The sequence below is a fragment of the bacterium genome, from assembly GCA_037143175.1.
Taxonomy (GTDB): Bacteria; Verrucomicrobiota; Kiritimatiellia; order CAIKKV01; family CAITUY01; genus JAABPW01.
Genome location: JBAWZF010000028.1, coordinates 17548 through 36904, shown reverse-complemented (window position 1 = coordinate 36904; position 19357 = coordinate 17548). Strand labels below are relative to the sequence as shown.

The following is a 19357-nucleotide window of genomic DNA, read 5'->3' as shown; positions in this document are numbered from 1 at the left end:
TACTCTCTTCTGGATGATGTGGCGGAATCCCACAAGACGATACAGATTACCGGAAAACGGCATTCTGCCGTCCTGGTTTCGGGTGAGGATTGGAGTGCGATTCAGGAGACATTATTCTTGACAGCCATTCCAGGAATGCGTGAGTCCATTCTGGAGGGAATGAAGGCTCCTGTTGGAAAATGCAGCAAGGAGCTTAAGTGGTGAGCTGGACGCTTGTCTTCACGAAACAGGCCCAAAAGGACGCCAAGAAGCTCAAGGCGTCTGGATTGAAACCAAAAGCCGAGCGATTACTTGAGATTCTGGAACTGAATCCTTATCAACATCCTCCGCCCTTTGAGAAACTAGTTGGAGATCTGGCTGGCGCATGTTCTCGTCGCATCAATATACAGTATCGACTGGTGTATCAGGTTCTGGAAGACGTCAAGACGGTTAAAATCATCCGACTGTGGACGCACTACGAATAATTCGGCGAACCACACCTCGGAGTTTACGTCGCTGACGAATTAATGAATGATTATGATGCAAGATTGAAATGGGTATTGTTCACCCGTTATGAGCACATTAACCAAAGCAGATTGATTAAGTTTGAGCGTGCCGGAGCGCATTATCCTTGTGGATGATACGCCCAATTTCCTCCCAATTCCCGCCCCCTGTTGCTTCATGCTGTCGGCAGACTCGTCACCACAGGGCGGCAGAAGATTATCCGCCTTACCTCCATGCTTTCACCCTGAATAAATTCTAACTTGATATAAAATGAGGGCGTGTAGTATAGTATCCCTATCAGCGAAGTAGGTGGTGGGTCTCCCCCGATACCGAACCCACCTTTGGTAGATGAAGTTAGCCGTACCCCTACGCAAGATGTACGGCTTAGCATCCTCGCCACTTACCGTTGACTTTTAGTTTTAATAGATACGAGCAAATTACACACAATGATAATAGTCGGCGGATGTTTGTTTATAGTAGGTTCGTTTCTGACAATAGTTCCCATGATTAGGGCGGCTGTTGGACCCATTTTATTTGTAATTGGGGGACTGATATGCTTAATCGGCGTATTTCTAAAGTAACGGATAACGTACGCGAATTGCTTACCTAATTCCAGCGGGGAATAATTCCAAATGTTATGACCCCAGCTAAGTACCGGAAAAGGCGCGATCGCCGTGAAGGCATCGCCATCCAGAGACATGCGTGTAATCAGGAAATTCAGCATATCTCCTTTTTGGGCCGCATTACCACGAGTATAGGTCGGCAGTTCTTTGAATGGGATCGCAACTTCGATACAGTATCGCTTGTCTTTATCGCCGAGTTGGTTGGCGGGGATGCGGCGCTAGTGGTTGTGCCACCGTCGTTGAGTGTGAAGGAGTCTTGTTCCTGCCACCCAATGATGGCGTTGGAATAAACTTGGAAATTTCGGCGGCAAGAATAACAATATCCCTTAGAAGACAAAACCGTGAGTTGAGGGAGTTTATGTCAACCAAGCCTACAAATTTAGCCAAGTCAAGTAAGTCTGTAAAACGGACTACATCCTCAGGTGTGTATTCCTGTCCGCAGCCATTCTTGAAGGTTTATCAGTTCAAAGTGACCTTACTTGAGACTGATCCACCTGTTTGGAGACGGATTCAGGTGCCCGGGTGCTATTCGTTTTGGGATCTCCATTGTGCCATAACGGATGCTTTTGGGTGGCTCGACTACCATCTCCATCTCTTTACTCTTCGCAATCCTAAAACCGCGGCAGAAGACCATATTGGAATTCCTGATGACGGCGGGGCTGATGAAGACATCATGGGATATGCCACTTTGCCGGGCTGGATGACCAATATTTCCCGTTTTTTTACACTCAAGCCCGACAATCTTAACGCTGACTATCTCTATGATTTTGGTGACGGTTGGCATCATTCGGTAGTGTTGGAGGTGATTTTGCCCCGCAAAATAGGTGAAGTGTATCCCCGCTGTATTGGGGGCGAAAAAGCATGTCCTCCTGAGGACTGTGGTGGGTCATCAGGTTATCGTCGGTTCAAAAAGGCAATTGCCTATCATAATGCTGAGGATCATGACGCCTCGTTGAGTTGGGTTGGGGGCTGGTTTGATCCTGAATGGTTGGATTTGGGCCTGATTCGGTTTCAAGACCCCCACTTGAGATGGGAAATTGCCTTTCAGGATAAACCCTGCCCGAAAAACATCAGGATGGTTCAATATCATCGTATGAAAAAAGGGTAAATGGCCGATGTTGTCGGGATTGTTGCTGGCTTGACGTGGGCTTATTAGGTGGCGATAATAGGGTTTTTGTTCATCTCACGGCAGGCGGCATGGTTGATATGATTGATGTTGAAAACGTAACGCAGAAATTTGGTCCGGTGACGGCGCTTGAGGGGCTTTCTTTTCAGGTTCAGAAGGGCGAATCCATCGCTCTTGTGGGCTCGAGCGGGGCTGGTAAGACGACATTACTTCGCATTTTGTCCACTTATATGGCGCCCACATCCGGTAGAACTCAGATTGATGGCCATGACGGGGTCACCGAGTCTTTGCGTGTTCGGCGTCTAGTCGGATATCTCCCCGAGAAAGATGCTACCTACCCCGAAATGCGCGTCATGGAATATCTCACTTTCCGTGCCCGGTTGCGTGGACTTTACGGGAGGACGCGAGTCAAGCGCCTCCGGGAAATGGTCGGGCGTTGCGGGTTGGCCGGACTGGAACGTGCCTTGATCGGCAATCTCTCGAAAGGGGAGACCCGTCGCGTTTTGCTGGCCGACAGTCTTGCCGGTGAACCGGAAGTGATTCTGCTCGATGAGCCCACCCTGGGACTGGATCCGATGAATGTTGAGCGGATTCATGCCTTGCTATCCCCGCTGAAAGGCGAACGCACGATGGTTTTCTCAACCCATGATATGGCGGAAGCCGAGTTGCTTGGTTCCCGGGTGATGATCCTCAGCAGAGGGCAGCTTGTCGCCTTTGCCTCCCCGGCAGAACTGATTATGCAGTATGGGGTTCGAACGTTGACGGATGTGGTTAAGGCGTCTGTAATAGGGGGCGGCCACTGATGCATGCGATCAGGATACTCGCCCGGCGTGATTTGCGATCCTGGCTGTCGCTGCCTGCATTCTATTTGATGGGAGCGGGCTACCTTATTGTGACGGGGATGGTGTTCTGGGTATTTGCCATGACCATGGGCGGGCGTGGACTGTTGACAACTGAAATCACCTTCAACGGAATGTTGTTCTGGATGGCCTTTCTTGTATTGGCTTCGGCCGTTTCTGTGAAGCTTCTAGGGGATGAGCAGGAACGGGGCACCCTCGAACTTTTGTTGACGGCTCCCGTCAGCGAGGTTGAGGTGGTGGTCGCCAAAGCCGGGGCAGGCTTTGTCTTGATTCTGCTTCTGGCTTTCCCGGCAGTCCTCTATCCGTGGATTCTGAAAGCGCTCTATCCCGGTTGGCGTGGAATCGATGTCGGCATGTGGTTGTCAGGAGTGTTGATTCTCATTCTGCTGTCGGGGTTGATGACCTTGACGGGGATCTTCTGGTCGCTGTTTTTCCGCCGGCAGACCACTGCCATTGTGGCAACCTTTCTAACCGGGGCGATGCTTGTTTTCAGGGGCTCCTTTCGTAGTTGGATCGGGGGCGGCACGGATGCGGCCTCAACCGGATTGGTGGCGGTCGCTTCGCATATTTCAAGTTTTTCGACTGGCGTGATCGATAGCCGTGCGTTGACGTTCTACCTGAGCGGTATGGCTATTCTGCTGTTTGTAAATGTTCGGTTATTGCAGTGGACCCGTTATCGGCGGACTTCTGGTGCGTTGAATGTGGCCGTGTCATTTCTGCTGGTGATGATGCTGGGGGGGCTTGTGAATTTTCTGTCCGTACTTCATCCAGTACGGAGGGATGTCAGTGCGGCGGGGAATAGTCCTTTGCCTGCCGCAGTTGTGAAGACGTTGAATCATGTCAAAACGCCTGTTCAAATTATTCTTCTCGCCCCGGTGGGGGATCCCCAGGCCATTCTGGCGCGGCGGGTTGTTGAGAAGTATCAATTTGCCCACGCCCTGCTTCGCGTGGAAATGGTTGACCAATCCACCGAGCTCAGCCGGACGCGTGAGCTTGTGAGCCAGTATAAAATTCGTCAGCCCAATGTTCTGATCGTGAATTGTGGAACCCGCTACATGGTGTTGCCGATCAAGGGGCTGGATCGGGTTGCGTCCGGAGATGCACGACCTGATCCACGGGGGGCTTCCCTGGGCGCTGTTTTGGAATCCGAGCTGATCATGGCTCTGCGATCCGTTGTTCAGGAAAAAGGCCCTGTCGTTTATTTCCTGACCGGTCACGACGAGCGAAGTATTTCTGATTTTACGGGCTACAGTGGCTATTCCGAAATTGCCGGGATCATCCGCGAACGGCAGTCCGAGGTGCGTCCGTTATTGCTGGGATCCGTGGAGGCGGTGCCGAATGATTGTGCGGTGCTCGTGATTGCCGGTCCGGCACGTCAATTAGCCTCGTGGGAGGTTGGGAAAATTCGAGACTATCTGGCGCGAAGCGGGCGCCTGATGGTATTGCTCGATTTTGGTTCCCATAGCGGTTTGGAGTCGCTGCTTGCGGAATGGGGCATCCGGTTGGGAACGGATCGTATTCTTGATTCCAAGAGCGCTTCCTTACTGACGTCCAGTCGGGAGCGATCTCCGGCTTTCGGGTTGGGTGAAGTTTCCGTGATCCGGTATGGCCGGCATCCCATTACGGATGGCTTGGATGGCTTGGTGTCAACTTTTTACATGCCCCGGTCAGTGGAGCCTCTGTTTCCGGATACCCAGCGAGGCAGTCTTAGCGATCATGCGGATCGGCCGCGTGTGATTGAATTGGCGTTCAGTTCAACTAAAAGCTGGGCCGAGGGGGATCGTGACCAAAGTCCACCCCAATTCAATGAGGGGTATGATCGTTCGGGGCCGTTGCCGTTGGCCGTTTGTGTGGAGAAAGGTCTCTCATCAGAAATCGCAATGGATATCAAGCCTGTGCGTCTGGTGGTGTTCGGGGACTCCCAGTTTGCCGCCAATACCTGTTTAGCGGGTGGAAATGAGTCGTTTTTCGTCAATGCCCTGGAATGGCTTCAAGAGCGCGGGGGGACTCTTGTAGGGTTTGAGGATTTGAGCGGTATATTTAATTTACGAATCGAGTCTGGTGACCGGTTCATGACGTTTATTCTGACCGTGGTAGCCATGCCGCTTCTCTTGATTTTTACCGGTATTTTTGTTGCATTGGCACGGCGGGATCGGCGCGCAATCCTTTCACCCTTCCGAAAGGAGACTGCCCGGCAATGAGTTGGAAACCTACTCTGTGGTTGTTGGCTCTGGTTGTTATCATCAGTTTGTTTATTGTTGTTTTTGAACGGAATGTTGATTCCGTTTCGAGGGCATTGCCGCTGGAGGCCCCCTTGCTGCAATTCAGCCCGAGCTCCATTACGCAACTTGCGATCACGGCAGGGACTATTTCCATTGAATGTGCCCGGCGTGAGGGCCAGTGGTTTTTAATCCGACCTGTTGAAGCACGGGCGGATGAAGCCCGGATCAATCGGATTATTGAGGCGTTGGGCGATACCCGTATTCGGGAAACCCTGAGTCCTGAGCGTCTTCTTCAACGCCATCTGTCCGCCGCCAGTTTCGGCTTGGAAATTCCGCGTGCCCAGCTTTTGGTAGGGAACGAATTCCGGGTTGACGAAATTCTGGTGGGTGATGAATCCCCGCTGGGAGATCTGGTCTATCTCCGCTCAAAAAACGGTGTGGACGTAATGGGGACAACGTGCAAGGTGTCCGACATTCTCCCCCTGGACCTCGATAGCTTCAGGGATCGTTCCGTTTTTCCTGCCGGCCTCAAGCGGGTGACTCGTTTGGAAGTGAAGTACACGGGCGGGTTTGTGCAGTTGGCACTTCGGGAAGGACAGTGGAGCATCCAGCAACCTATTGATGCCAGAGCCGATAACCGGAGGGTGGAGCAGTTGCTACAGTCACTTATGGCCTTGAAAGTGGATGCTTTTGGTGCCGTTGAGGCTCCTGCTGACCCTGCCGTTTATGGATTCACAGCCGACGAGGCTATGATGCAAATTTCACTGACGTATGAAGGAGGCGCAACTCCCCTGGTATTGACCGTGGGGAAGACCCGGCAAGATATGCCGAATCTTGTTTATGCCAAGATCAGTGATGTTGCGTCCGTCTGTTCCATTAACCGTGATGTCCTTTCATTGCAGAATATTAAGCTCGAGTTATTAAGAGATCGCCGTCTTTGTAATGCTGATCCTGCAGAGATTGTGTCAATCCTGTTACGGGAAGGGGATTCTAAACTGGTGCTTGAAAAGAACGAAAAAAACGGATGGCTGATTCTGGAGCCTTTTCGGTTCAAGGCGGATGCCCAGGCTGTGGGAGGGCTTTTAAGAGCTATTTGCAATCTCAAGGTGTTGAAGTCTTTGAGTGGGGGCACAACCAATACGCTCATGGGCGTCTTGCCGGCATTTCCCTGTCGCCTGGCTATTGCGACTGTTCAGCCATTAGGCGTGACTACTAATCAGTCTCTCGCGCAGGTGCCGGAGGGAACCAGCTGGAGTTATCGGTTTTCTGTTCCGGCTACAGGGGGATCCAATAATCAGGTCTATTGTGAGGAAAATAAAACCTTAATGGAAGTTCATCCCCAGGAGTTAAATACGGTTTGGCCCCTGTCCCGGCCGGCCCTTTCGCTGGCTGATCCGCGTCCTTATATGGATTGCCGGATGTTTGAAATCGCCTCCGATCAGGTGCGACGGATCACTTTGTCTCGAAATGGTCGCGAGGAAACCGTGACGCTTGGGAATGATGGGATTTGGATTGCAAACTCACCCCCGGAAGGACGGATTGTCAAGGGCACCATCCCGGCCTTGTTGAGCCTGGCCGCTTCGTTACGGGCGGAACGGATTGAAAGCATGAATGCGGTAACCAATGTCTTGTCGTATGGCATTGAAGAGTCCTCGCCGCGGATCACTTTCGGGTTAACTGGTACAAGTGGTATCCAAAAGACCGTCATCATTGGCGGAGCCTGTGATACGAATGGTGTCTACTCGATGATTCAGGGCCAGGATGTGGTGTTTGTTTTAAAGAAGGAAATTGCTCAGACCCTGTCGCTTCCTCTGGTTGAAGCGCATTGAGTTTGTGTCCCCGGGTTTACGTATGAGCATGCTTATTCCCAGATTAAAACGGTTCGCCTGGCAGGGGCATGTGCTCATGATCCTGCTTGTGGGCGGGGTGGCGGCTATACTGGGGTTGGCCGTACTCGGTTTTCCTTCCTTTCTTACCAGGTGGATTTTGGCCAGTGCAAACAGTGGTGACTATTTTGTCCAGGCGCGCGAGGTTTATCTGGATCTGGGCGGCGGGCTGAAGGCTCGAAATGTCAGCGTGTATCGTAAAGGGATGCCCGGCCCCCCCTTTCTTGAAACCCGTGAATTGCGCCTTCTCTATCATCTTTTTGAGCGGCCCAGATCAGGACATACGCGGATTAAAGAGCTCAGGGCCTATGACGGCATAATACGACCATTGTGGAGTTCGACTAGTCTTGGACCCAACAGAAATCCGGCGATAACCGCAGGGCTTTCCTTGGATAATCACGAAAACAAAACGTTAAGAGAATTCGACTTGGATGTGGCGTTGTTCAATTTTGAAGTTCTGGGGGTTTGGGTGGAGCAGGTTAAGTCGGCAGTGCGAGTCGATCATGAGGGAGTCTTCCTGTCACGAGTATCCGGGAAAGTGGGGCAGGAGTTGCACTCTGGGGCGCTCGAAGGGACGCTGGCATGGCGGAATGAAGGTCAATTGACCGGTAGACTTATCACCACTTTTGACCCCCATGCCTTGATTCCAATTTGCGCCATTTATTTTCCTGAGGCGGTTGGGGTGTTTGGTCGATTTTCGTTTCCTGCAAACCCACCCCGGATGGATTTTACTTTTGAAGCAGTAACGAAGCCTGCGCTTTCAGTAACGGCCAAGGGCCGTGTTCAGGCTTCAAATTATGCCTATCTTGGTGCGGTTATTGGTTTTGCCAACATGAATCTGGAGTATGTTTTGGGTAACGGGACTAACCGGTTGAGCATGGCTCCGTTCAGTCTGACCATGGGTGGGCGTCATGCAAGGGGGCAGGTGGATTTTGACTTTGCTTCCGGTATGGCGGATTTTCAGGTTAACTCGGAGGTCAACGTGGCGGCCGTTCTGCGACTTATCGGCCTGAAGGAATACCTGATGAGCTCCTGGAATTTAGAGGAGGGCGCCCGGCTGGCCGCCAAGGGGCGTATCGGGTATTCTCACCCCGAGAATTCGAAAGTAGAGGCCGTGGTCGAAGGTGCGAAAATCGGTTATAAGGGCCTCTTTTTTAATAATTATTCCTTCACCTATAATAATCACGGATATACCCACTCGGTTTCAGACTTTCGGGGAAATATCGGGGGAGGCTTTGCCAGTGGGTCTGCCGTATTCGTGGCGGATCCGGCGGGAACGAATTGGACGGCAGAGGTCAAAGCCGAGATTATCAATGCCGATACCGACGAGTTATTGAAGTTGGTCAGTACCAACCTTGGGTGGCGGATGGGTGGTAAAATTTTCGGAAACCTGGAAGTGGGCGGGATTGGCGCAAACCTTGTGGGACAGGGACAATTAACGATCCGGGATGCACGGGTATTCCAGAGCCCGCTTGCCGCCGGTCTGTTAGAGAAATGGGGGGGCTTGTCTCGGGATCTGGATTTGCCGGATCTGCCTACCGAGGCTCGTTTCTCATTTGAACTTAAAGATAATAAAATAAACAGCAAGGATCTGGTTTTTGAAGCTGGAAGTCTGGGTTTGTTGGCGCGGGGGAGTTGTGGCTTGGATGGCTCTTTAGATTGGCTCTTGAAACCTGTGTTGAGGAGTAATAAAAACGCCACAGGGCGGGCCGTCATTTCTTTGCTCTCCCAAAATCGGCAGGGGGGATATTCCCTGACAGGAACCTTTACTAAGCCAGAGTGGCGCCCTTTGCCCAATTTGAAGAAAGAGTGAATGATGACACGATCCGATAAAATCATAAAAAACGTCCATATCAAAACCTACGGGTGCCAGATGAATGAGCGTGACAGTGAGGCGATGGGGGCTCTGCTGGTCCGGCATGGATATCAGTTGGCGGCGAATGAATCGGAAGCGGACGTCATTCTGGTTAACACATGTAGTATTCGTGGGAAAGCCGAAGATAAGGCGCTGGGCAAACTACGCTTGATCGTCGCGGCTAAACGGGAGCATCCCGGTCTGATGGTCGGGGCCGTCGGTTGTATGGTGCAACGGCTGGGAACGGAGATATTTAAAAAGGTCAAGGGGTTGGATCTGGCGGTGGGCACCCACCGGTTAAGCGCGTTGCCGGCCATGATGGAGGCGGTGGCGGAAGGACGGGGGCCATTAGTGGACACTGGAGAGGCCGACCGGGAGGCTGAAGCCTTGGTCGGACATTTGGGCGGGTCACTCTCGGCCTATGTGAATATTCTCCTGGGGTGTGACCGGCATTGTGCCTATTGCATTGTTCCCACGGTGAGGGGTGCGGAGTGGAGCCGCCCGGCTGAAAGTGTGCTGCGTGAAGTCCGTGCCCTGGCAGAGCATGGATGTCGCGAAATAACCTTGCTGGGCCAGAGTGTGATGTCCTATGGAATGAAAAATCAGGTCTGGCCCGAAACGTTTCATTCGGCAAGGGGTTTTGTGGAGCCACTTCCCCGTTTATTGGAGGCCGTGAGTCAAGTGCCCGGAATCAGGCGGATTCGATTCACGTCCGGACATCCTACAGGCTGCAGTGCTGAAATTGCCCGTGCCATGGGGGAGATACCGGGCGTGTGTGACCACCTCCATCTTCCGGTCCAATCGGGCTCTGATCGAATTCTGAAAAAGATGCGACGCGGGTATACGGCGGACGATTATCTTGCCGCCGTGCGACGCCTGCGTGAATCTGTGCCGACATTGGCACTAACTTCCGATGTGATCGTTGGATTTCCTGGCGAAACGGAGGAGGATTTTGAGGCAACGCGCTGGCTGATGGCCGCCGCCCAGTTTGATAATGCTTTTATTTTCAAGTATTCACCCCGCGAGGGAACTCCGGCCGCAGACTTGGAAGACGATATTTCTGCTGAAGAGAAACTCCGGAGGAATCACGTGATTCTGGCTGACCAGGATGTGATGGGTGAGGCCCTGAATCGGGCGTGCATAGGTAAGACCGTTGAGGTGCTTGTTGAGGGGCCAAGCCTGCGGAATAAAACGCGGTGGGCGGGCCGGTCGAGTACCAACAAAATCACGATCTTTGACCCTCGCGAAGAGGTGAAGGTTGGTGATATAGTTCATGTCTTGGTTGAAAAGGTCGGAGCTCAAACGTTATATGGGACACTGAAAGAGGTTAAGTCGTTATGATGTCATTGGCAGAATTATCGCTTTGGATCGGGGGCGTCTATGTGGCTTTGCATGCGCCACTAGTGCTGGCCCCGCAAACAGTTCGGAAACTTTTTAAGCTGTTTCCTCGTAATTTTTGGCTGGGTGCCGTTCTGTCCGCCATGGCATTAGGGTGGTCTGCGGTTGAAGTCAATGCCATGCCGCTGGGCAACTTTATTGGTGACTATAAGTGGTTGCTTTGGATTTTGACTCCGGTTGTGCTGGGCCTGATTCTGGTGTTCATGAATGAACTTCTTGCCGCCAGGGCCTTGGGCGGGCTGCTGTTGCTGGTGGCTAATCCTGTTCTGAGCATCCAATGTCTTTCTGCGTCCAAGGCTACCTGGCTTATCGCCGGGCTGGCGTATTGCTGGGTGGTTGCGGGAACTCTATTGGTCCTGTCGCCCTATCGCTTTCGGCTTGCGGTTGAAAAGTTTTGTGCCACAGATGGCAGTTGCCGGTTGGCTGGAGCCGCAGGAGTTGTGCTGGGCTTTGTTTTGGTGGTGCTAGGCTTGACGGTCTTTGCTCGCGTGACTTAATAAATCACAATTTGAGAAGCTGCGTCTGGGGTAGTGGTGTGGAACCTGGAAAATTAATCATTTTTGACCTTGATGGAACCCTGGTGGACTCCTGTCAGGATCTGGCTACGGCCGTTAACCTGATGCGAAGGCATTTTGGCCTTCCGGCATTGGCCCCGGAGTCCATCCGCGGTTATGTTGGTAATGGGGTGAGGATGCTGGTGACCCGTGCCTTGCAGGGAACCCGCATTGATGTGGATGAAGCCTTGAAAGTCCAGATGCCGCTCTACCGGGCGCATGCTGTGGATCAAACGGGGTTGTATCCCGGGGTCTTTGAGGGCCTTAAGTGTCTGCGGGAGCGGGGCCACATCCTTGCAGTGGCTACGAATAAGCCAGCCGAATCCTGTGATCTTATCCTGAGGCATCTGGGAATCTATGATTGGTTCATAACCGTCCTGGCGGCAGATCGTTTCCCGGTGTTAAAGCCTGCCCCTGATATGATCACTAATTGCATGGCTACTGCCGGAGTAACTCCCCGGAATACCTGGGTGGTGGGGGATAACTATACCGACTTGGAGTCAGCCCGGCGGGCCGGGGCAAATAGCATTTTTGTTACCTATGGATACGGAGCACCTGGCAACGAAGTTCCCACTTACCAGTGTGATTCATTTGATGCCGTACTGGAGTTGATATGAGTTTTATAGAAATCCTTCTATTGTCTATCGGGTTGGCTATGGATGCGTTTGCTGTTTCAGTTACCAGTGGGATTGCCATTAAGAACCTGCGGCTCAAGCATGCGCTTATGATTGCCCTGACCTTTGGCGGGTTTCAAGCCGTCATGCCGGTTATTGGCTGGTTAGCGGGGCTTGGCCTCCAGCAACTGCTGTGCAATGTGGATCACTGGATTGCTTTCGTGCTGTTGAGCATCATTGGTGGAAAAATGATCTATGAGGCGTTTCAATTGGATGATGCCGAGAAGGCCGACAATCCCCTCAAAGCGGGTGTGCTTCTGGTGTTGGGAATTGCCACCAGTATTGACGCCCTGGCCGTCGGGGTCACCTTTGCCATGATCAAGGTGGCGATTATCACCCCGATCATTCTCATTGGGTCCGTGACGTTCCTCCTCTGTCTGGCGGGCGTCTACATTGGAGATGCCTGCGGTCATTTCTTCGAAAAGAAAATCGAGATTTTTGGTGGGCTGGTTTTAATCGGAATCGGCCTCAAGATCCTCATTCAGCATCTGATGATGTAATCCCCGCAATCCTGCAATTATAAAAGTTAATATTCCCGATGCTTAAGGCTGCGGATGCCGAGCCAGAGGGGAATGATGATCGTTGTGAGGGAGAGGATCACAACCCAGAGGGTGGCGGCGATGTTGGCTTGATGGAACGGAGTGCCGCTAAATCCGCTGGTAACATGCCAGTGCCAGATAAATCCGAATGGTAGAATAACACTGAGCATATACCCCAAGGTGAACACGAGGTTCATTGTCCCCCCGAATCCCGAGATGATAGCCGCCGGATTGGGTTGTTTGAGGTCAATGAATATGGCACCCAGCCCGGTGGCCAGTGCCGCAGCGGAAAGCGATATCGCGATCGCCAGCCCCACTGAGAGCACAGTTAACGCCCATCCCGCCTGAAGCATCCAGGCCGCCAGCCCCATTAAGCCCGCACTGACGGTGACCATGGCCAACGCCGCCAGGGAAAACTTGGTCAGCAAAATACGACGCATGCCTGTTGGTGCCAGTCCCAGAATCCAGAAGCTGTGACCTTCCAAACTTAATTGCGGATATACAAACCGGGCTGCCAGCGAGCAGATGACCGATGACACACTGAAGATGTTTAGAAACACGATCAGGTTTCGCCAGAGATCCGGCATTTGATTGTAGTGAAAGGATCGGAAACTGGAGAAGTAGATCGCTAGTAAGCCAAAAAAGATCAGCGCCTGCGACCATTGCATGGGATCACGCAGGAATGAGCGGATATCCTTCATGACCATTCCCCGGATATCATAGGGAAGGAACACAAGGCTTTTGTCCAGCCAGCCCAGCAGTTCGGAGGACCGGCGACGAAGTCCTGACGCTCCCGCTTCCTTCTGGAAGGAACTGTAGAAGGTTCGCTCCCCCAACCATTGAACGAGGAGCATCAGCACCGCGGTATTGGTGATCAGGACCAGCCATAAAAGGAGTCCGCGTGTCCATTGGCCGCTGGTCAGTGCCATGATTCCCTCCGAAACCCAGCTGTTCGGCATGAGGGGGTGGGAGGCGAGTTGCAGGCCGGGCAGAAAGCGATTGAGGATGAACGAGGCGTCTTCGTTTAGAACCGGGCGGATTTGGATGATGCCATAAATCGTTGCGACCGATACTAGGCCTGCGATGACGGCCCAGAAGATCCTTTTGCGTGGAAACCACCGGACGGCAGCCAGAGAAATCAGCGTTCCGATGGCGCCACACAAGAGAACAAAAGGGATGGCGAGAAGGAGCGTCCAGACAGGGAACAGTAGCCCAAGGCGGGCATGCCAGGCATAGGCGGCGGTATAGGGTAGCATCAGAAAGAAAAAGGCCCAGGAACTGAGCAGGCTGGACTCGATGAATTTATAGGTCACCAGGGTGCGTATATCGAGGGGTGTGGTCAGTAGAAAAAGGGTTTCCCGTGATTTAAAAATGGTGGAATAGGAGGTGATAACGTTGGACATTAATAGCATGATGCCGAGCCCGAGGAAGAAAAGGGCGAACAGGCGATGGGTAATCATGAAGCCGCCTCCCCCCATTTCCGAGAGGAACCGGAAGCCGGATATAAACATGGCGAAGAAACCTCCCATCAGCCCTGTGGCAAAAAGGAGAATGAAGGTCACCTTAAACACCGACTCGCGCTGTAGCATGCGCCGCAAATTGCGCAGCACAAAATAATCCTTCATCCAGATGGCGGTTAGCGGCGTCATATGCTGGTAAGTTTCAGGAAGATCTCTTCCAGTGTGCCATTGTTGCCGGATTGGATTTGCAGTTCACTGAAAGTGCCAAGGGCGATGAGTTTGCCACCGGAGATAATGCCGATCCGGTCGGCGATATCCTGGGCCAGGGCGAGAATATGGGTAGTCAGGAGAATGGTCATACCATCGCGTACCTTGGCGCGCAGGAGATCCTTGATCATGCGAATGGAATGGGGATCAAGCCCGATCAGGGGTTCATCAATCAGGATAACCTTCGGGTTATGGATAAAAGTGCCCATATAAAGCAGGCGTTGGCGCATGCCGTGCGACAACTCTCCAATCAGGGCATTCCTAGCCTCCTGTAGCCCGAATTGTTGGAGGGCCGCCTCGATATGATCATTTAAATCGGGGCGAGTGATATTGTACAGTCCGGCCACAAATTTGAGAAACTCGACAGGCGTGAGTTTCTCATAGAGGAAGGGCATGTCGGGGATGTAACCCATGATGCGCTTAGCCTCAACGGACTGGGTCTGAATATTGAATTCTCCGATTTTAATAGTGCCGGAATCCGGGCGTATCAAACCGGTAAGCATCTTGATGGTGGTGGTTTTGCCGGCACCATTAGGCCCGAGGAAGCAAAATAGTTCGCCGGCAGGGATGCTGAGTGACAAATCCTTGACCGCCTGAACCGCCCCGAAATGTTTATTAAGATTCTGAATATTGATCATAATGGACACCCTCTGCCTACTGCCCTCTGCCCACTGTTTACTGACTTCTGATTTCCACTTTCAGTTTTCCAATCACGCTCATTAATTTCATCTGTTCGGCCAGTTCGCCTTCGATGAGAGAGAGGTAACCGGTATTGACGATGGGGAGGCCTCGGGTGGGATCCATGTCCAGCCACTGGCCAACATAGACTGAAGGCCAGGCGTGATAGTAAAATTGGCCTTCATGAAGCGTGAGGCCTACCCTGACTTTACAGGGAAGACCGGCGGCTCTGGCCAGTCCTGTGAATAAATAGGTGTGCTCATTGCAATCACCCTGGGGATTAGCCAGCACATCCAGTGCTGAGGGCAGGCTGACCGTGGGCTTTTTCTCAACTTGGGTGAATACCCACTGATAGATCGCCATCGCAGCCTCCAGACTATTTGTCCAAGCTCCGGTGATCTCCAGCGCCTTTTTGATCAGCCGCTTGTCGCTTGCCTGAATGAAGGGAGTAGCGGCCAGCCACGGACTCATGTCTGCAGGGATCTCGGTTCTGGCGCAGCCGGTGGTGGGCAGGGTTTCAGAACGGACGATGACCTCGACGGTATTGCTGTTGAGGGATATTACCGTTTGGCGCTGGGTTTGCAGATCGTCACGTGAGAATGCAGGGCCTATGAGGCGCAGGGTAACTGCTGGTTCTGAGGCAAGACGGGCGACTGAGCCGTGAATCGGGACAGCCAGTGAGGTCAGCATGTCGTCTGTTCCCTTTTGGGCCCCGGCCGACAGGGCCTCCTTGGTGCTACAACTTTCGATGGTCCAGCCGAAAGGGGTTTCCTGTTTAAGCATAAGGCCATCACTGTCTATCCAGGAAAGAGTCTCCATTCCATCAATCTTTGCCGCCAACACGGTGGTCGTAATGGCTTTGTTTTTTTGGAGCAGGGATTCATGGCGCAGGGCACGAACGGTAACATTCTGGGCGGTCATGGTTACGGGATTGAAAATTTGCAGTACGGCATAATTACCAGGGCTGAGTGACTTCAAGGTCATTTCGGTCATGGGTGAATAAATTACAGCTCCCTCAGGAATGGTGATATCAAGGTGTTGGGTTGAGCCCATCCCCTTGATGGAAACACTGAAAAGGTTCCCGCGTTTCCGAATGCCTTCCACGGTGATCGCGTAGCCAGTAGAGGTCAGCGAGAAAGAGAACGACGACAGTTTATACAGGGCATCCACAATCGCGTCCGCGTTGACGGCTATACGTTGGCGGCTTCCCATAATGGTGATGGAGAGGATGGTGCGGTTGTTGATCCGGTATTGGGTGGTACCGTCTTTTTCATCCACATCGACCGAGGTGTGTGTGTAGCCGATAGGTTTTCCCTGAAAGGAAATTTTCATCCAGCGATCCATGATCATGACGCCGTGCGATAAAAAGGTGCGATATCCGGCTGAAGAGTGAGTTCGCAGTTCAGGGTAAGCTTCGTAGAAAATGAGCCAGCCCATGGCGGCCAGCCAGAGCCCCAGGATCAGGGTGACAAGCCACCTTCGTTGTGATCTTTGCGTGATTCTGTTCAAACTCTTTTTCTCGGTTCCGGCTAGGCCGGGTTAAAGGAGAATAGAAAATCAAGAACACCTGAAAAATCCTGAACTACCGGGCAGCCGAGCGCTGCCAGTTTGCGCCGGGACTGATGGCCGCCGGTCATCAGGAGGCAGGGGATGCCCATGGCTTGTGCGACCTCGTAGTCGTGGGTGGTATCGCCGATCAGCAACGCACCCTGTTTTTTGATGCCCGTGTTGTTAAACAAGGCATGGCCAAGATCTATTTTGGAACTTGCATAGAGATCATTGAGCCCATAGATGTGCTCAAAATAGGGAAGGATTCCCCGCTCATTGATCATACGCTTAAGGATTTTAAGTTCACAGGCCGAGAGGATGGATAGTCCGAGCCCTTTGGCCTGAATAGTGGTCAGTGCGGCTTGAGCGCCCGCTCGGAGAAGTACCGAGGCGGACGTACGTGCGTAGGCTTTATGGTAATCATGGGAGACCTCATCCCAGTCATGTTTCGAGAAATCAAAGCCCAGTTTGAGGTAGTAATCGCGGACGGGAAAATCAAAGACCTCCAGATAATCCTCATGCGAGATAGTGGGTAATTTCCGATCTTTCAGGAGAATGTTGAGGGCATCCACGCAAGCCTGCGCATCATCCAACAGGGTCCCATTCCAGTCCCAGATAATATGTTTATATGAAACCATAATCAACTCTTCCAGTTTCTGACCTGTTCGATAAGCTGATTCAAAATGTCAGCCTCCTGAACCGTGGCCAGAAATGCGCCTTTGACATAAATGGCAGCTTTGCCTTGTCCACCGGCGATGGCGATATCGGCCTCACGAGCTTCACCCGGCCCATTGACCAGGCAGCCCATGACCGCCACGGTGGGGTGGGGGGCCGATGGATTGGTGCGATAGAATTTATCAAGTTCCGTTTCAACCTGCTGGGCGAGTGCCACCACATTGATCTGAACTCTGCCGCAGGTGGGACATGAAATAACGCTGGCGCCCGGCGGCCTCAGGCCAAAGCAGCGCAACAGTTCGAGGCCGACCTTGACTTCTTGAATAGGGGAATCGGTCAGTGATACGCGCAGGGTATCACCAATACCTTCGGCGATGAGCATACCCATTGCCACGCTGGAGCGAATCGTTCCATTGAGGAGGGTTCCCGCTTCGGTGACCCCGAGATGGAGCGGGTGGTCAGTCGTTTTGGATAACAGACGGTAGGCTTGCAGTGTACGGGGCACATCAGACGCTTTGACGGAAATCTTGATCCAGGTATGTCCGGCATCCTCGAGAATGCGAACATGCCGCATGGCGCTTTCAACCAGGGCTTCCGCTGTGGCGCTCCCATATTTCTCCAGTAAATCCTTTTCCAGTGAGCCGCCATTGACGCCAATACGGATGGGGACCTGACGTCCAGCGGCGGCCCTGACCACCTCGCGTACACGATCCAGGCTGCCAATGTTGCCGGGATTGATTCTCAGGCCATCTATCCCGCCCTCAAGCGCAATCAGGGCGAGCTTATGGTTGAAGTGAATGTCGGCGATCAGGGGGATGGTTACTTGCTTGCGGATGGCCGCCAGTGCATGTGCGGCTTCCTCATCGATGACAGCGAGACGGACAATGTCGCAGCCGGCTTCCTGAATTTCCTGAATCTGCATGACGGTGGCCGCAACGTTGCGGGTGTCCGTTTTCGTCATGGTCTGAACGCTGATCGGTGCGTTCCCTCCAACGATTACCGAGCCGACCTGAATCTGGCTGGTGGGATGACGCTGGATGTCGATGGCGGGGTGCATATTACTTGCCGGGTTCGGCGGGGGGCGCATTGGTTGCTGCTTCAGACAGAACTGTCGTGACGTTTGTTTTCCCGTTCATCCATTTGTTGATTTTGCCGCCTATGGCCGTATAGCGATAGGTGTCACGGCCGGTGAGAAACACAAATAGGACAATCAACAATATGGCGAAAAGGTTGGTGAGTCCCACAATAATTTTTGAGTGAAGCGGCCGGCGGAAGATCATTTCCCACAAGGAAAAGACGATATGCCCCCCGTCCAGCACAGGAATGGGCAACAGGTTGATAATGGCCAGATTGACATTCAGGAAGCTGGTGAAGAAGACGGCGATCATCAGGCTCAGTTTGACCACGTAGTAGTAAGCGATCAGGATGGCCAGCGGTCCGCCAATCTGCTTGGCGGTATTACTGGCCTGCCCAGGGACGGTCAGGGCGTGCAGGGTCTGGAAGATGGCGGTGGAATGAAAGTGAATTTGCGTCCACGGTGAGGGATGAACGATCTTGTTGAAGTCCACATCAACCTGCTTGGGATTGAATTCAATGCCGATACGAATCCGTTCCGTGGCGGGGTCGTAGTCGGGAGTCACCAGAGTGGTCAGGCGTTTCCCGTCACGATAATAAACCATGGGAACCGATTTCCCCTTGTAGTTCTGCATGATGCTGACGAGGTGGCCGGGGCTGTAAATCTTCTGGCCATCGAATTCACTGAGCAGGTCACCCCGCTGAAAGCCTGCTTTTTCGGCGCTCATGCCGGGCGCTATATTGAAAACCATACACAGCCCTTTGCTGTCGATCTGGCCAATCGATTCCGCGCCGGGGAGGGTGAGTGTGAGCTGCTCAGACACGCGCTGAACGGTAACGGTGGCCAGAGTATGGCGTGAGGACGTCATTAGAAATTCGACCCAGTTTTTAACTGGCTGGCCATTGACTGCCAGGATTTCATCGCCGCAGCGCAGGCCATTGGTGTAAGCCGCGCTGGAGGTGGCCACATAGCCGACAATCGAGGTCTCTTCCGCGACTGAAGCCGGTTTGCCAACAACATATACCACCCAGGCAAGGAAGATGGCGAAGACCATATTGCCTGCCGCGCCGGCGATTGAGACGATGATCCGTTTCCAAGGGGCGATGGCTGGAAGATTACGGGCGGGTTCCGTTGGCGTTGATTCTGGAACGTCAGACGTCTTGGTGGAACTGTCGGTCTCGCCTTGAATCAGGCTCATCCCGGTCGGGTCCAGTTGGGGCAGGGCAACATACCCGCCCAGCGGGATAATGCAGATTTTGTAAGCCACGCCATTGTAGGTGCGCTGCCATATGGCCGGGCCGAACCCGATGGAAAAAACATCCACTTTGAAACCGAAATAACGGGCGGCCAGAAAGTGGCCCAGTTCGTGAACGAAAATAGTCATCCCGAATAAAATGGCGACGATGGCGATGGTGACGATGGCAGTTAGCATAG

18 protein-coding genes are annotated in these 19357 nt (G+C 52.8%); 12 read left to right on the top strand and 6 right to left on the bottom strand.

Annotated features, from left to right (window positions below; translation table 11 throughout):
- From WCI03_09770 to WCI03_09715, 12 genes are all read left to right on the top strand, one after another.
- On the top strand, positions 1-204 hold a 204-nt coding region (locus WCI03_09770), incomplete at its 5' end, for a type II toxin-antitoxin system Phd/YefM family antitoxin (GenBank protein MEI8140141.1).
- The gene (locus tag WCI03_09765) at positions 201-464 is read left to right on the top strand and encodes a Txe/YoeB family addiction module toxin (protein MEI8140140.1); all 264 of its coding nucleotides are present in this window, start codon (positions 201-203) and stop codon (positions 462-464) included. The genes WCI03_09770 and WCI03_09765, both read left to right, overlap by 4 nt.
- 656 nt (positions 465-1120) lie before the next feature.
- Complete coding sequence (locus tag WCI03_09760) at positions 1121-1396, top strand: hypothetical protein (protein ID MEI8140139.1); 276 nt, start codon at positions 1121-1123, stop codon at positions 1394-1396.
- 68 nt (positions 1397-1464) lie between these two features.
- On the top strand, positions 1465-2214 hold the full coding sequence (locus WCI03_09755; protein ID MEI8140138.1) for a plasmid pRiA4b ORF-3 family protein: 750 nt from the start codon (positions 1465-1467) through the stop codon (positions 2212-2214).
- A gap of 89 nt (positions 2215-2303) precedes the next feature.
- Entirely contained in the window at positions 2304-3035 is a 732-nt protein-coding gene (locus WCI03_09750) for an ABC transporter ATP-binding protein (GenBank protein MEI8140137.1), read from the top strand.
- A complete protein-coding gene (locus WCI03_09745; GenBank protein ID MEI8140136.1) occupies positions 3035-5293 on the top strand; it encodes a Gldg family protein in 2259 nt (752 codons plus the stop codon). Before WCI03_09750 ends, WCI03_09745 begins: the two co-directional genes overlap by 1 nt.
- A complete protein-coding gene (locus tag WCI03_09740) occupies positions 5290-7143 on the top strand; it encodes a DUF4340 domain-containing protein (GenBank protein MEI8140135.1) in 1854 nt (617 codons plus the stop codon). The genes WCI03_09745 and WCI03_09740 overlap by 4 nt, the downstream gene beginning before the upstream one ends.
- 22 nt (positions 7144-7165) lie before the next feature.
- Positions 7166-9013 (top strand): hypothetical protein, encoded by a 1848-nt coding sequence (locus tag WCI03_09735; protein ID MEI8140134.1) that lies wholly within the window; start codon positions 7166-7168, stop codon positions 9011-9013.
- Positions 9014-10396 carry a tRNA (N6-isopentenyl adenosine(37)-C2)-methylthiotransferase MiaB gene (gene miaB / locus WCI03_09730; GenBank protein ID MEI8140133.1) on the top strand — a complete coding sequence of 461 codons (1383 nt, stop codon included), beginning with the start codon at positions 9014-9016 and terminating at the stop codon, positions 10394-10396.
- A complete protein-coding gene (locus tag WCI03_09725) occupies positions 10393-10950 on the top strand; it encodes a hypothetical protein (protein ID MEI8140132.1) in 558 nt (185 codons plus the stop codon). Before miaB ends, WCI03_09725 begins: the two co-directional genes overlap by 4 nt.
- Positions 10951-10961: 11 nt before the next feature.
- A complete protein-coding gene (locus WCI03_09720; GenBank protein MEI8140131.1) occupies positions 10962-11624 on the top strand; it encodes an HAD-IA family hydrolase in 663 nt (220 codons plus the stop codon).
- Positions 11621-12181, top strand: a complete 561-nt coding sequence (locus WCI03_09715; protein ID MEI8140130.1) for a manganese efflux pump MntP family protein — start codon at positions 11621-11623, stop codon at positions 12179-12181. Before WCI03_09720 ends, WCI03_09715 begins: the two co-directional genes overlap by 4 nt.
- Before the next feature lie 26 nt (positions 12182-12207).
- Here WCI03_09715 and WCI03_09710 read toward each other — a convergent pair whose 3' ends face one another.
- Genes WCI03_09710 through rseP form a run of 6 tightly spaced genes read right to left on the bottom strand, consistent with a single transcriptional unit; the run spans position 12208 to position 19355 of the window.
- Positions 12208-13869, bottom strand: a complete 1662-nt coding sequence (locus tag WCI03_09710) for a hypothetical protein (protein MEI8140129.1) — start codon at positions 13867-13869, stop codon at positions 12208-12210.
- The gene (locus WCI03_09705) at positions 13866-14585 is read right to left on the bottom strand and encodes an ABC transporter ATP-binding protein (GenBank protein MEI8140128.1); all 720 of its coding nucleotides are present in this window, start codon (positions 14583-14585) and stop codon (positions 13866-13868) included. The genes WCI03_09710 and WCI03_09705 overlap by 4 nt, the downstream gene beginning before the upstream one ends.
- A 37-nt stretch (positions 14586-14622) precedes the next feature.
- Complete coding sequence (locus tag WCI03_09700) at positions 14623-16134, bottom strand: transglutaminase-like domain-containing protein (GenBank protein ID MEI8140127.1); 1512 nt, start codon at positions 16132-16134, stop codon at positions 14623-14625.
- A gap of 20 nt (positions 16135-16154) precedes the next feature.
- A complete protein-coding gene (locus WCI03_09695; GenBank protein ID MEI8140126.1) occupies positions 16155-16811 on the bottom strand; it encodes an HAD hydrolase-like protein in 657 nt (218 codons plus the stop codon).
- Positions 16812-16813: 2 nt separating this feature from the next.
- A complete protein-coding gene (gene ispG / locus WCI03_09690; protein ID MEI8140125.1) occupies positions 16814-17905 on the bottom strand; it encodes a flavodoxin-dependent (E)-4-hydroxy-3-methylbut-2-enyl-diphosphate synthase in 1092 nt (363 codons plus the stop codon).
- A gap of 1 nt (position 17906) precedes the next feature.
- Entirely contained in the window at positions 17907-19355 is a 1449-nt protein-coding gene (rseP, locus tag WCI03_09685; GenBank protein MEI8140124.1) for an RIP metalloprotease RseP, read from the bottom strand.
- Between the last annotated feature and the right edge of the window lie 2 nt (positions 19356-19357).